The organism is Ensifer sp. B1-9, assembly GCF_050474445.1.
GTDB lineage: Bacteria > Pseudomonadota > Alphaproteobacteria > Rhizobiales > Rhizobiaceae > Ensifer.
The window spans coordinates 376,415-389,861 of sequence record NZ_JBCHVG010000005.1 but is presented as its reverse complement, the minus strand read 5'-3'; the positions used below and the strand labels follow the sequence as shown (position 1 = coordinate 389,861).

The window sequence follows — 13,447 nt, the reverse complement described above, 5'->3', positions numbered from 1 at the left end:
AGGAGTGCTTAGCTGGATTTGACCGCCGGTACGAAGGCAGGAGTGCTTAGCTGGATTTGACCGCCGGTACGAAGGCAAGCGCCAGGCCATTGATGCAATGGCGCTTGCCGGTCGGCGGTGGGCCGTCATCGAATATATGGCCAAGGTGCCCGCCGCAGCGGCGGCAATGGCACTCCGTGCGGGTCATGAACAGGGATGTGTCCGTTCGCGTTGCCACGGCAGCGGGCAGTGATTGCCAGAAGCTCGGCCAACCGGTGCCGCTGTCATACTTTGCCTCGGAAGAATAAAGTGGAAGCGCACAGCCGGCACATTGGAAGATGCCCTTGCGCTTCTCGTGGTTGAGCGCGCTGGTGAAGGGACGCTCCGTATCCTCATGCCGCAGGATCCGGTACTGGTCGTCCGTCAGGATCGCCCGCCATTCGTCATCGGTCTTGGCGATTTCGAAGGCCTGCGCCGCACCCGCCGAGGCAAAGGGCGTGAGGCCACGGATCGTCGCCGCCGCGGTAAGCACGGTACCTGCCATCAAGAGCACGCGCCGACTGATCATGGAACCTCCCTTCGGTCCCCCTGCTCGCGGTCAGAGCTTTCGCGCCTTGCCGACAGCGATAAACGGCCCCGTCGGCGATCCGGTCGGCGACCCTCCCGGGCTCTCGACGCTGACGGCGAAGACCGACCCGGCGGACATTCTTTCCTGATACAGGGACGGAACGGCGATCTCGCCCTCGCCCGTCTGCGGCAGAACGCCAAGCGAGATCGCAGGATTGTTGCCGTTGACAAGCCAGAGTTCGAGGGATTTCTGCTCAGGCTGCATCGCGGCAATCGGCGTCAATTTCAGATGCCCCGTGACCCGGTCGAAGCGGGCGACGAGGTCGATGGCATTGCCCTTGCCTGACAATTCGGCCACCAGCGACGCTTTGGTCGTCGGCGCCTCGAAGAGGCCGGCCATGGAAGCAGCCATCATCGCGAGCGCCGCGAGCGAAGCCAGCGCGAGGTTGCGCCACAGCGCCAGCGAACTCCAGAGTCCCCGGTGCTGCCCCGCCATTGCTGGTCTCGACTGTTCGAGAAACCGCCGCTCGCTGGCCGAGAGCATTCTGGGAGGCGGCGCAAGCGCTTCGTAGGCTTCGTCGAAGGAAGAAAGATTGCTCTGCCACCGGTCGACCATGGCGGCAAAATTGCGATCGGAGGCGAGGCGGGCCTCGACCTTGCGACGATCGTCGGCAGACAGGACGCCGAGCACATATTCCCCCGCGATCACTTCGTCGCGGCGGAAATCCCGGCCCTCTGGGGTTGGTGCAGTCATCGCTCCCTACGCTCTCGTACCTTCATGAGGCTACGCCTCAACCAAGACCGCATCGTGTCCAGCGCGTTGTGAAACCTCCTCCACCTCCCGGTAAGCAGGACTTTCGCCGCACAGTGCTTGCAGTCCTTCAAGCTCCTCCCTGCAGGCGCCCATCCGCCTGCCCCGTGCGCTCGAAAACCGCCGATTTTTCCGGATCCGCAGCAGGATCAGCCAAATTGCGGACTTCGTCAATCGCGTTCCCTGCTGGTTTGCACCTGTCGACAAGGTAGGGCACGATGCGGCGCGTACCAGCCTTGTCATTCCGGTTTTATCTTGCCCGCCGATCATTCCATCGGTCCGGAACTTGCGCTAAACAGCAGCCGGTATATTTCGAGGGTCCGCCATGTCCGCCAATGAAAGTGAAATCCAGGCACGCCTGCTCACCCAGGCCCTGCCTTATATGCAGCGCTACGAAAACAAGACGATCGTCGTCAAATATGGCGGCCACGCCATGGGCAACACCGAACTCGGCCGCGCCTTTGCCAGCGACATCGCACTCTTGAAGCAGTCAGGCGTCAACCCGATCGTCGTGCACGGCGGCGGCCCGCAGATCGGCGCAATGCTGACGAAGATGGGTATCGAATCGAAGTTCGAAGGCGGTCTGCGCGTCACCGACGAGAAGACGGTCGAGATCGTCGAGATGGTGCTTGCCGGCTCGATCAACAAGGAGATCGTCGCGCTCATCAACCAGACGGGCGAATGGGCGATCGGCCTTTGCGGCAAGGATGGCAACATGGTCTTCGCCGAAAAGGCCCGCAAGACCATCAAGGACCCGGACTCCAACATCGAGCGCGTGCTCGATCTCGGCTTCGTCGGCGAAGTGGTCGAAGTCGACCGCACGCTGATCGACCTGCTCGCCCGCTCGGAAATGATCCCGGTCATCGCGCCGGTGGCACCGGGCCGCGACGGCCACACCTACAACATCAATGCCGACACCTTCGCGGGCGCCATCGCCGGTGCGCTGAACGCCACGCGCCTTCTGTTCCTGACGGACGTTCCGGGCGTTCTCGACAAGCAGGGCAACCTGATCAAGGAGCTCTCGGTTTCCCAGGCGCACGCGCTGATCGCCGACGGCACGATCTCCGGCGGCATGATCCCGAAGGTCGAGACCTGCATCGACGCGATCAAGGCGGGCGTCCAGGGCGTCGTCATCCTCAACGGCAAGACGGCCCACTCGGTTCTGCTCGAAATCTTCACCGAACGCGGCGCCGGCACGCTGATCGTTCCCTGAGCCGCTTAAACGACCTGGTAGCAGACAAAGAAGCGGGAGAGGCTCGATGCCTTCTCCCGCTTTCCTTTTGAAGGGCGATATCCGATCAGCCCTTGTAGACCTCCGTCGCCGCTGCCTTCAGCTTTTCCATCATCGCCCGGTAGGGGCCGGGGCCATAGCTGATGCGCGCGACGCCGGCGCGGGCGAGCGCCTTCAGATCGGGGGCGGCCGGCCGCATCATGATGTTGACCGGCAGGCTGGAGGCGGCGCAGACCTTGGCGATCAACGCTTCATCGACCAGCCACGGCACGAAGAAGCCGTTGGCGCCTGCCTCGGCATAGGCCTTGCCGCGCACGATCGCCTCGTCGACGAGGCCGGCATGCCGCGTCTCGTCGCCTTCCTGCAGGAACAGGTCAGTGCGGGCATTGATGAACAGCGGGATGCCCCGCCAGTCAGCCATCTCGCGGATGGCGCGGATGCGCGCCGTCTGCTTTTCGATCGGATGCACGCCGCCCTTGCCGACGATCTGATCCTCGAAGTTGATGCCGATGGCACCCACATCGAGGATGCGGGAAACGTTGGCCGCACCGGTCGCCGGATCGTCGGAATAGGCACCCTCGAAGTCGACCGTGACGGGCAGTTCCGTGGAGGCGACGATCAGCCGGGCCACGTCGGCGAGCCACGCCATCGGCACCTTCTCGCCATCGCCGAACCCATGGGCCGCCGCCACCGACCAACTCCCGGTCGCAAGCGCCTTGGCGCCGGCTTCGGCCACGGCCTTGGCGCTGCCGGCGTCCCAGATGTTGTAGAGCACCACCGGATCGCCCTTCCGGTGCAAGGCAGCAAAGGCGACCGCCTTTTCCTTCTGGTTCATCGTATTTCCTCCACGAATCCCATGAGCGCGTATTCCCGGAACGGTGACAGCCGCCTTCCGCCCGGAATTGCGCCGTTTCACTGAATGAGAGTCTTGCCTTCGTGCCGGAGCAGCCATTGCTTCCGCCAGAGCCCGCCGCCATACCCCGTCAGTGAACCGTCCGAACCGATGCAGCGGTGGCAGGGGATGACAATGGCGATCCGGTTGGAACCGTTGGCCTTGGCCACGGCACGAACGGCCCGGATCGTATCGACCTCGCGAGCAATGTCACCATAGGATCGCGTCTCACCGGCGGGAATTTTTGCGAGCTGCGCCCAAACGTTGCGTTCGAAGGCGGTGCCGCCGGGCGCAAGCGGCGTTTCGAAAGCACATGTCTGGCCAGAGAAATAGGCTTTCAATTCGCTTTCGATCTGGTCGATCGGCGCTGTCCTGCCAGGCACGATGGCCGAACGTGTGCCTTTTTTCAGTTTCTCCAGTTCCGTTGGCAGCGCCTTGCGGTCGTGAAACTCGAGCAAATGCAGATGCGTGGCATCGGCGACGGCTACCATGGGCCCAAGCGGCGTTTCGATCCAGTCGGAGAAGAGCAAGGCTCTTCCCTGCGCCGCCGCCGGTGCGTCACCCAGCAGGTTCTGGAATGCGGCGCGAAAGCCGCTCGGCGATTCGTAACCGGCTTCAAGCTGGGCATCGATCACCCTTCCGCCGTCTGCGAGCTGGCGGGCGGCGAGCCCCAGGCGACGATGGCGCGCGAGGTCGAGGAAGGTGATGCCGAGATTGCGCTTGAAAGCGCGCCGGACGGTCGACGGATCAAGTCCGCGGCGAACGAGATCGTCCTCGCTCCAGCGGCGCTCCGGTGCCGCCTCCAGCGCCTGCAGCAGGTCCTCGACGAGCGGATCCTTGGCGCCGTAGGTGGCGAGCGGCCGGCAACGCTGGCACGGACGGAAGCCTGTCTCCAGACAGAGCCCGATGGAGCCCACGAAGATCGTGTTCTCACGCTTCGGCTTGCGGGCGGGGCAGGACAGGCGGCAGAAGACGCCTGTCGTCTTGACGCAAACGAAGGCGGCGCCTTCGTATTCGGTGCTTCGCGCAATCAGGGCGTCGTAAAGCGTTTCGTCGGAGGGAAGATCGAACAACATGCCGCCGTTCTACCATGCCTGCATCCGCCGGGGCGCCGGTTTTCGGGCGCCTATTTTCAGATCAGCACCAGCATCACGACGCCGAGCACGATCAACAGGCAGCCGAAAAGTTCGAGCCGGTTGATCCATTCGCGGAAGATGAAGAAGGACGAGGCGAAGGTGAAGAGCATTTCCACCTGAGCCACGACCTTGACGACAGCCGCCTGCTGCAGCGTCATCGCCATGAACCAGCCGAAGGAGGCAGAGGCACCGACGAAGCCGACGACGACGGCCGGTTTCCAGGCGGCGGCGATGCGCGGCAGTTCGTCACGCTCGCGAAGCACGATCCAGATCAGCATGAGCACGGTCTGCAGCAGGATGACGAAACCGAGCGTATAGCTCGCCTGCATAATATAGTCGGGCGCCGGCAGGCTCGGCGCGAGCGCCAGTGAGGCCGAACGATAGGAAACGGCCGAAAGGCCGAAGAACGTGCCCGAGAGCAGACCGATGCCTGCCGTACGGGAGAATACCGAGGTTACCAGCGTGCGCGGGCTCAGGGTCGTGCGCGCCACCGAGATCAGCATCACGCCGACGACCGAGATGGCGATCGCCACCAGGGTCCCCTGGCTTGCCCTTTCCCCGAGGAAGATGAGGCCAAACAACGCCGCCTGCGCCGGCTCCGTACGGGAATAGGCGGTGCCGACGGCGAAGTTGCGGAAGGAGAAGAGGTGGACGAGCAGGAAGGTCGCAGCGATCTGCGCCAGCCCGCCGATGACGGCCCAGAGGAAGAAGGTGCCGTTCGGTACCGGCAGCGGGCGACCCGCCACCTGCCAGAGCAGAAACAGATAGAGGAAGGCGAAAGGCAGGCCGAAGCCGAAGCGCACGAAGGTCGCGCCCGTCGTCCCCATGACGCCTTTCAGGTGTTTCTGCATTGCGGAGCGGACATTCTGAAGGAATGCCGCGGCGACGGTGATGAGGACCCAGGTTTCCATGGCTGCGAGCGAGAGCAATTCAGGAAGAGCGTGAAACGGTCGTTCGCCTGAAATTGCACAATTTCAGAGCGTTGGATCACTTCACTGTTGCAAGGAAGATCGGGCCATCTAACACGCGGGTCCGGCCATTGCCAAGAACTCAGTCCGCCTTCTCGGCGGCCTCCACGGGAAGATTGACCTGCTTGAAGGTGAGCGGCGGCGCTTCTTCTTCAAACGTCTTCACCCGCTGATCGTAGTGCGGCGAGATCGTTCCCAACACGCGGTCCCAGAATGAGAAATAGTTGCCGTAGTTGTAGCGGAACGCGGAATGGTGTTGATCGTGGAACGTCGTGCACAACAGCGGCGAAGGGTAACGCGCCGTCGATGCTGCGAAATATTCGAAGCCGCAATGCCCGAACATGCCGTTGAAATGTTCGAACAGCCGGTGCCCGATGAGGATCACGGGCGGAAACGGGACGATGAAGACGACGGCGGCCGAATAGCTCTGCAAGAGGAAGTTGTCGAAGACATCCTCCGAATAGGTGCTCCAGATCGTTGGCGCGACGCTTTTGTGGTGCAGGGCATGCAACGGATAGAGCCACTTGGTGTGCAGCAACCGGTGCATGAAATAGAACCAGGTGTCGTAGAGGAACATGCACAACACGAAGAGCGGTACTGCTGCCCACCAATTGAAGGCCCAGGGCGCCGGTGCCCAGCCCTTCTGCTGGACGTAGAGGCCGATCGTCAGCGGCAGGCAGGCGCTGAACATGGACGCCAGGCTCTGGCGAATTTCGGCGTTGCGCCGCTTGTCGGAGCCGCGCCCCTTCTGGATCTTTCGCTCGGGATTGCGTTCGTTGAACCAGGTCAGGCCGTAGCCCAGGGCAAAGTAGGTGACGACGGTGAACGTATAGAACCCGAACAGGAAAAGCAGATAGAACAATTCGTCAGACATTGGCACCTGCATCCCCGAGCCAAAACCGCGTGGCGGAAGATGACACGCCGTTTTGACAATTCAAAGTGGAATTCCATGCACTGGCATTGCGGCCCGAGCAGCGATTTGCATTTTTCTCGTTTGCCGCCACCTTTCCCCATGCCATAAGGCGGTCATGAAAAAGCTCGACCGCCTGCCGAACCATTCCGACTTCGCCCATGTCACCGACTGGGTGTTCGATCTCGACAACACGCTCTATCCGCACCACGTCAATCTGTTCGCGCAGATCGACCGCAACATGACGGCCTATGTGGCGAAGCTCTTGTCGCTGGACCCGGCCGATGCGAAGAAGCTGCAGAAAGACTACTACCGCGACCACGGCACGACGCTCAAAGGCCTGATGGTCAACCATGGCGTCGACCCCAACGAGTTCCTCGAGCAGGCCCATGCGATCGACTACTCGATCGTTCCGCCGGATCCGGCGCTTGGTGAAGCCATCAGGTCGCTTCCCGGCCGCAAGTTCATATTCACCAACGGCAGCGTCGCCCATGCGGAGATGACGGCCCGGGCGCTCGGGATCCTCGATCATTTCGACGACATCTTCGACATCGTCGCCGCCGATTTCGTGCCGAAGCCGGCCGGTGAAACCTATGACAAGTTCATGAGCCTGCACCGGGTCGATACCCGGAATGCCGTGATGTTCGAGGATCTGCCACGCAACCTCCTGGTGCCGAAGGCGCTCGGGATGACGACGGTGCTGCTGGTGCCGCGCAATCTCGAATACACCTTTGCCGAATCCTGGGAAAAGTCGAACGACACGGACGAGCAGATCGACTACGTGACGGAAGATCTGACCAGCTTCCTGCGCCGTCTGGTCACCGATCTCTAGATCGGGATTGGAGTGCGAAGCGGGCGGAAGCCCGCAAACAGATTCCCCCGCTTCGACACAATTCGGCCGCCGAAAAACCCCTTTTCGGCCAATGACTTAAATTACAAAAGTTTAACTGGTGCAGCGCGCGCTGCCGGCTATCCTTTCGATCAGGACAACCCGATCGAAAGGAAGCATGATGTCGAAGAAGACCCTGATCCTCGGTGTGACCGCGCTGGCCGTAGCCATCACCGGAATGGCCGCCCCCTCCTTTGCAGCGCGCGAAAAGATGACGCCGGAACAGCGGGCCGAGCGCATGATCCAGCGGCTCGACGCCAACAAGGACCAGAAGGTTTCGCTTGCCGAGTTCCAGGCGCGTGTCGCCACCAACTTCAAAACCTTCGACGCCAACGGTGATGGCCAGATCAGCGCCGACGAGATGAAGGCAAAACGCGAAGCCTTCCGCGAGGCGCGCAAAGCCTGGCACGAGGCCAAGGACAAGAGCGGCACGGAGCGCGAAACGGCACTTGCCAAGCTTAAGGAAGTTCACCCCGCCATGCTGCCGGGTCTACGACCGAAATCTTTCAAGCGTGTCGACACCGACGGCAACGGCTCCCTCAGCACCAGCGAAGTTTCGAGCGCCGCCGAGGCCATGTTCAAGCGCCGTGACAAGAACGGCGACGGTGTCATCGACGCCGCCGACTTCACCAGGAAGATCTGAACCCGGATGACGACACCCTCTTCCGCCCGGTAGAGCGTGTCGTCTGCGTGGCGCCTCCCCCTCGCATCGGACGCGATTGCCAGGGGGAGGCGTGAACTCCCGATCCTCCCAAACGACAATGCCGTGCACCAGCTATGGCGCACGGCATTGTCCTTTCATCTGACGGCCCGATCGGACAGCTATCCCCGGAGCGCCGTGCGTTCGGATGAACGCACCAAGGTCGCCCAGCGCTCTGCTTCCAGAGCACCTTTTTGCCTCCGGTGATTCCGCCTGGACACGGAGGCTCTAGCGTCGTCCGTTCGCCATCGGCACCGACTTCGGATCGACGGTTTCATAGAAGCGGGAAATGATCTCCCAGGCCTCTTCCGCCGTTTCGACGAAATGCACCAGATCAATGTCATTGGGCGCGATCGTGCCGAACTCGGCAAGCGCCTCGAAATTGATGATCGAACGCCAGAACTTTTCGCCGAAGAGAATGAGCGGCACCAGCGCGAGGCGCCCGGTCTGCATCAGCGTCATCGTTTCAAAGAGTTCATCGAGCGTACCGAAACCACCGGGGAAGACGGTGACGGCCTTGGCGCGCAAGAGGAAATGCATCTTGCGGATGGCGAAGTAGTGGAAGTTGAACGACAGTTCCGGCGTCACGAAGCGGTTCGGCGCCTGCTCGTGCGGCAGCACGATGTTGAGGCCGATCGACGGTGCACCGACATCATCGGCGCCGCGGTTGCCCGCCTCCATCACGCCCGGTCCACCGCCTGTGACGACCACATATTCCTTGTAGTGCAGCTTGGCCGAATGCTCGGAGCAAATCCGTGCGAACTTGCGCGCTTCCTCGTAATAGACCGAGGCGGCTTCGAGGTTCTTGCGCTGCGTCTCGTTCTTTGCCGCCCAGGCGTCGCCGCCGGGCTCGGGAATGCGGGCGCCGCCGAACATCACAACCGTCGAGTTGATGCCGCGTTCTTCCAGCATCATTTCCGTCTTCAGCAATTCGAGTTGCAGCCGAACCGGGCGCAATTCCTCGCGGCAAAGGAAATCGTCGTCGATGTAGGCGAGACGATAGGAGGGCGAGGCCGACTGCGGCGTGACCGGAACCGTCAGCACTCGCTGCCGGCTCTGCGAGCTGTCGGCCAGAGGATCCCAAACCCCGTCCTTGCGGCGCAGGGCGCGCTTCTTCATGCGTGCCATCGTGTCGTCTTTCCCGTCGCGTTCCGGACAATCGGCATCTCGTCCAGACGCGTCCTATCCTCATTTCTCGATCATGAAGGCCGTATGCGCATTTCCTGGATCCGATCCGGAAATGGCGCAGCAGACCAAGGCGCTGCCGCGGCCCTTGCGCATCTCGCACAGGTGCGCGGCGCTGTAGTGCCGGAGTCGTCCGACTTTGCCAAGCCCTCGCGGCCCAAGAGACCTGAAAAGCCCTTCAACTTTTCAGGATCACGCGCCGAAGGGCCGCGCATTCCTCCGCTCACGCCAAGGTCGCGCGACGCCTACTGCATGTTTCCTTTAATCGTAGCCGATAAAAGGACAAAAACATGCAGCAATTCAAAGTGCTACAGCGACCTTTGCGCGTCTGATAAGACGCGCGGCGCTGTAGACCTGCTGCATTATTTTGTTCTCAAATCGATTCCGATTTAAGGAATTATGCAGTAGAGCTTTCGCAGGATAACCGCCGAACTTTAAGGAATTCCGATGACCAACCACGACCTCGCCTCCCTGTCGCAGACGATCGAGACCGCCTTTGAAGACCGCGATTCCGTGAACACCGCTACGCGCGGCCCGGTGCGCGATGCCGTCGAGACAGCGCTCAACCTGCTCGACAGCGGCAAGGCCCGTGTCGCTCAGCGCGGCGAGGATGGCGTGTGGACGGTCAATCAATGGCTGAAGAAAGCGGTGCTCCTGTCCTTCCGCCTCAACCCGATGGAGATCGTCAAGGGTGGCCCGGGCCAGTCCGTCTGGTGGGACAAGGTACCGTCGAAGTTCGATGGCTGGAGCGTCAACGAATTCGAGAAGGCCGGCTTCCGCGCCGTTCCGAATTGCGTCGTGCGCCGCTCGGCCTATATCGCCCCCAACGCGATCCTGATGCCCTCCTTCGTCAACCTCGGCGCCTATGTCGGTGAAGGCACGATGGTCGATACCTGGGCGACCGTCGGCTCCTGCGCCCAGATCGGCAAGAACGTGCACCTTTCGGGCGGCGTCGGCATTGGCGGCGTACTGGAGCCGATGCAGGCCGGTCCGACGATCATCGAGGACAATTGCTTCATCGGCGCCCGCTCGGAAGTCGTCGAAGGCTGCATTGTGCGTGAGGGCTCGGTTCTCGGCATGGGTGTCTTCATCGGCAAGTCGACCAAGATCGTCGACCGCGCCACCGGCGAAGTGACCTACGGCGAGGTCCCCCCCTACTCCGTCGTTGTCGCCGGCTCGATGCCGTCGGGCTCGACCATGGCCAACGGCCAGCCGGCGCCCAACCTCTATTGCGCTGTCATCGTCAAGCGCGTCGACGAGAAGACCCGCTCGAAGACCGGCATCAACGAACTGCTTCGAGACTGATGCGATGACACCGGAGGGGCCACAGCCGAGCATGATCTGGCTGTTCTTCAGCCCCTCCGGTCGCATCGGCCGCCTGCCATTCTTTCTATCGTGGCTGTTCTGGTTCCTGATCGGCGGTTTCGTCGTCGCCAGGATGCTCGCCAACGAAGAACACGAGACGGCGCTGGCCCTCTGGACGCTGGCGTTCGTCGTCTCTGCTCTCGTTTCGCTGCCGTCGATCGCCATGCTGGCGATCAAGCGCCTGCACGATATCGGCTACCCTGGCCCGCTGTCGCTCTGTCTGTTCATTCCCGTCCTGAGCCCCGTGGTTTTCATTGCGCTTTGCCTGTGGCCGGGAGAACCGGGACCGAACGAGTTCGGCGCCCATAGCGACGAACCCGGCCCCTGACGTTCGCCCCTGTACAAGAACCGCGCGACCGCGTATGTAGCGCGCCATGACAGGCCCGCGACGTGTTGGCCGCGGCAATTGGCGCCTGTGACGATCCTCTCGTCCAGGGCATGACGACCGAAATCCGAAAGACAAGATATGATTGAGTTCGAAGGGATCGCGCCTGCGATCGCCGAGGCGTTGGCAAAACGCGGTTACAACGAATTGACGCCCGTTCAAAAGGCGATGCGCGATCCGGAACTCGCCGACAGGGACGCCCTCGTCTCGGCGCAGACCGGCTCCGGCAAGACGGTCGCCTTCGGCCTGGCGCTGGCGCCGACCTTGCTCGGCGACGAGCGCCGCTTCGGCCCGGCCGCCGCACCGCTGGCGCTGGCGATCGCGCCGACGCGCGAACTGGCGCTGCAGGTCAAGCGCGAGCTCGAATGGCTCTACGGTGAGACCGGCGCGACCATCGCTTCCTGCGTCGGCGGCATGGACATGCGCACGGAGAAGCGGGCGCTGGAGCGCGGCGCGCACATCGTCGTCGGCACGCCCGGACGTCTCTGCGACCATATCCGCCGCAACTCGCTCGACATTTCGTCGCTCCGCGCCATCGTGCTCGACGAGGCCGACGAGATGCTCGACCTCGGCTTCCGCGAGGACCTCGAATTCATCCTCGAAGAATCGCCCGACGATCGTCGCACGCTGATGTTCTCGGCAACCGTGCCGAAATCGATCGCCACCCTTGCCAAGAACTACCAGCGCGATGCCGTACGCATCAGCACCGCTTCCGAACAGAAGCAGCATGTCGATATCGAATATCGCGCGCTGACGGTGGCGCCGAACGACCGCGAAAATGCGATCATCAACGTGCTGCGCTACTACGAGGCCAGAAACGCGATCGTCTTCTGTTCGACGCGCGCCGCGGTCAACCATCTGACGGCCCGCTTCAACAATCGCGGCTTCTCGGTCGTGGCGCTTTCGGGCGAACTCAGCCAGAACGAGCGCACCCATGCATTGCAGGCCATGCGCGACGGCCGCGCCCGTGTCTGCATCGCCACCGACGTCGCCGCCCGCGGCATCGACCTGCCGGGCCTGGAACTGGTCGTTCACGCGGATCTCCCGACTAACTCCGAGACGCTGCTTCACCGCAGCGGCCGTACCGGACGCGCCGGCCAGAAGGGCGTCAGCGCGCTGATCGTGCCGGTCAACCAGCGCCGCAAGGCCGAGCGGCTGCTCGACGGCGGCCGGATCACCGCGACCTGGGCGCGGCCACCGTCGGCCGACGAAGTCAGCCAGCGTGACGACGAGCGCCTGCTGGCCGATACGAGCTTTGCCGAGCCGATCCGCGAAGACGAAGAGGCGATCGTGGCAGCTTTGCTCGAACGGCACGGCGCCGAACAGATGGCCGCCGCCTTTGTGCGCCAGTTCCGCTCGGGGCGTTCGGCTCCGGAGGATCTGGTCGAGGTCGCCGTTGGCGACAATCGCGCCAAGACGCGCCGCGACGAGCGGTCGGGTCCGCGTGAGGATTTCGGCGCCGAGCGCGCCGACTTCAGCGACGGTAGCTGGTTCTCGCTGTCGGTCGGCCGCAAGCAGAGTGCCGAGCCGCGCTGGCTGATCCCGATCTCTGCCGCCACGGCAAGCTGACCAAGCGCGACATCGGCGCCATCCGCATGCAGCAGGAAGAGACCTTCGTCGAGATGACGGCCGAGGGCGCCGAGCGCTTCCTGTCGGCGATCGGCAAGGACAAGACGCTGGAAAAGGGCATCCGCGTGAAGCCGCTGGCGGGTGCGCCCGATCTTTCGCAGCAGCGTCAGGAAAAACCGGCCTTCGCCAAGAAGCGCCCGCGCGCAGAGGACGGCCCGCGCGACGAGCGCAAGGACTTCAAGCCGAAGCGCAAGTTCGACAAGAAGCCCGCCTATTCCGACGGACCGGCTTACACCGAAGATCGGCCACCGGCGAAGGCTGCCGACAAGCCCTGGGGCAACAAGAAGAAGGGCAAGCCGGATTCCGGCAAGGACGGCGGCTTCAAGCTCAAATCCAAGTCCAAGGGCAACGCCAAGAACCGCCAGGGCTAAGCCGGCATCGGCAGAGTCATAAACAGTCAAAAGCGCCGCGAGCCGATCGCGGCGCTTTTTCGTTTCGAGATCAACGATCCGCGATGTTCAGGCTTCCAGGAAGCGCAGGCCGGCGACGGCGACGATGATCATCGCGATACAGGTGATGCGCATCCAGGAGACCGGGTCGCCGAAGAGCACGATGCCGAGCACCGTGATGCCGACCGAACCGATGCCGGTCCAGGCGGCATAGGCCGTGCCCGCCGGAAGGTCACGCATCGCTATCGTCAGGAGATAGACGCTGCCGAGAGCAGCGGCGATGCCGATGGCGCTCGGTACCAGCTTCGTCCAGCCCTCCGCATATTTCAGTGCCAACCCCATGACGATCTCGATGAGGCTCGCCGCTATCAGAATGATCCATGCCATGTTCGTCTCCGTTTGGAATTCTCA

At 62.8% G+C, this 13,447-nt stretch carries 13 protein-coding genes and 1 pseudogene; 6 read left to right on the top strand and 8 right to left on the bottom strand.

Annotated features, from left to right (window positions below; translation table 11 throughout):
* Positions 1 to 46: 46 nt before the first annotated feature.
* Positions 47 to 547: a peptide-methionine (R)-S-oxide reductase MsrB gene (msrB, locus tag ACQ5BM_RS11840; RefSeq protein ID WP_429811093.1), complete on the bottom strand. Its 501-nt coding sequence runs from the start codon at positions 545 to 547 to the stop codon at positions 47 to 49.
* A gap of 30 nt (positions 548 to 577) precedes the next feature.
* Complete coding sequence (locus ACQ5BM_RS11835) at positions 578 to 1,300, bottom strand: anti-sigma factor (RefSeq protein WP_429811091.1); 723 nt, start codon at positions 1,298 to 1,300, stop codon at positions 578 to 580.
* Between the two features lie 382 nt (positions 1,301 to 1,682).
* Here ACQ5BM_RS11835 and argB point away from each other — a divergent pair, with 382 nt between their 5' ends.
* A complete protein-coding gene (gene argB, locus ACQ5BM_RS11830) occupies positions 1,683 to 2,570 on the top strand; it encodes an acetylglutamate kinase (protein WP_429811089.1) in 888 nt (295 codons plus the stop codon).
* Positions 2,571 to 2,655: 85 nt separating this feature from the next.
* On the opposite strand, the gene ACQ5BM_RS11825 is transcribed toward argB, so the two are convergent.
* The 4 genes from ACQ5BM_RS11825 to ACQ5BM_RS11810 form a co-directional block, all read right to left on the bottom strand.
* The gene (locus tag ACQ5BM_RS11825) at positions 2,656 to 3,423 is read right to left on the bottom strand and encodes an isocitrate lyase/PEP mutase family protein (protein ID WP_429811087.1); all 768 of its coding nucleotides are present in this window, start codon (positions 3,421 to 3,423) and stop codon (positions 2,656 to 2,658) included.
* A gap of 77 nt (positions 3,424 to 3,500) precedes the next feature.
* A complete protein-coding gene (locus tag ACQ5BM_RS11820) occupies positions 3,501 to 4,556 on the bottom strand; it encodes a bifunctional transcriptional activator/DNA repair enzyme AdaA (RefSeq protein WP_429811085.1) in 1,056 nt (351 codons plus the stop codon).
* 56 nt (positions 4,557 to 4,612) lie between these two features.
* Positions 4,613 to 5,527: an EamA family transporter gene (locus tag ACQ5BM_RS11815; RefSeq protein WP_429811083.1), complete on the bottom strand. Its 915-nt coding sequence runs from the start codon at positions 5,525 to 5,527 to the stop codon at positions 4,613 to 4,615.
* Between the two features lie 139 nt (positions 5,528 to 5,666).
* Positions 5,667 to 6,458 (bottom strand): sterol desaturase family protein, encoded by a 792-nt coding sequence (locus ACQ5BM_RS11810; RefSeq protein WP_429811081.1) that lies wholly within the window; start codon positions 6,456 to 6,458, stop codon positions 5,667 to 5,669.
* 154 nt (positions 6,459 to 6,612) lie between these two features.
* Here ACQ5BM_RS11810 and ACQ5BM_RS11805 point away from each other — a divergent pair, with 154 nt between their 5' ends.
* Positions 6,613 to 7,326 (top strand): pyrimidine 5'-nucleotidase, encoded by a 714-nt coding sequence (locus tag ACQ5BM_RS11805; RefSeq protein WP_429811079.1) that lies wholly within the window; start codon positions 6,613 to 6,615, stop codon positions 7,324 to 7,326.
* A 178-nt stretch (positions 7,327 to 7,504) separates the two neighbouring features.
* A complete protein-coding gene (locus ACQ5BM_RS11800; protein WP_429811077.1) occupies positions 7,505 to 8,026 on the top strand; it encodes an EF-hand domain-containing protein in 522 nt (173 codons plus the stop codon).
* Positions 8,027 to 8,311: 285 nt separating this feature from the next.
* Here ACQ5BM_RS11800 and ACQ5BM_RS11795 read toward each other — a convergent pair whose 3' ends face one another.
* The gene (locus tag ACQ5BM_RS11795) at positions 8,312 to 9,211 is read right to left on the bottom strand and encodes an LOG family protein (protein ID WP_429811075.1); all 900 of its coding nucleotides are present in this window, start codon (positions 9,209 to 9,211) and stop codon (positions 8,312 to 8,314) included.
* Positions 9,212 to 9,715: 504 nt separating this feature from the next.
* On the opposite strand from ACQ5BM_RS11795, the gene dapD reads away from it, so the two are divergent.
* From dapD to ACQ5BM_RS11780, 3 genes and pseudogenes are all read left to right on the top strand, one after another.
* The gene (gene dapD / locus ACQ5BM_RS11790) at positions 9,716 to 10,573 is read left to right on the top strand and encodes a 2,3,4,5-tetrahydropyridine-2,6-dicarboxylate N-succinyltransferase (RefSeq protein WP_173515384.1); all 858 of its coding nucleotides are present in this window, start codon (positions 9,716 to 9,718) and stop codon (positions 10,571 to 10,573) included.
* Between the two features lie 4 nt (positions 10,574 to 10,577).
* Positions 10,578 to 10,961: a DUF805 domain-containing protein gene (locus tag ACQ5BM_RS11785; RefSeq protein WP_429811073.1), complete on the top strand. Its 384-nt coding sequence runs from the start codon at positions 10,578 to 10,580 to the stop codon at positions 10,959 to 10,961.
* 138 nt (positions 10,962 to 11,099) lie between these two features.
* Positions 11,100 to 13,018: pseudogene (locus ACQ5BM_RS11780) on the top strand (DEAD/DEAH box helicase).
* 87 nt (positions 13,019 to 13,105) lie between these two features.
* On the opposite strand, the gene ACQ5BM_RS11775 reads toward ACQ5BM_RS11780, so the two are convergent.
* Positions 13,106 to 13,423, bottom strand: a complete 318-nt coding sequence (locus ACQ5BM_RS11775; protein WP_429811071.1) for a DMT family transporter — start codon at positions 13,421 to 13,423, stop codon at positions 13,106 to 13,108.
* Positions 13,424 to 13,447 lie beyond the last annotated feature (24 nt).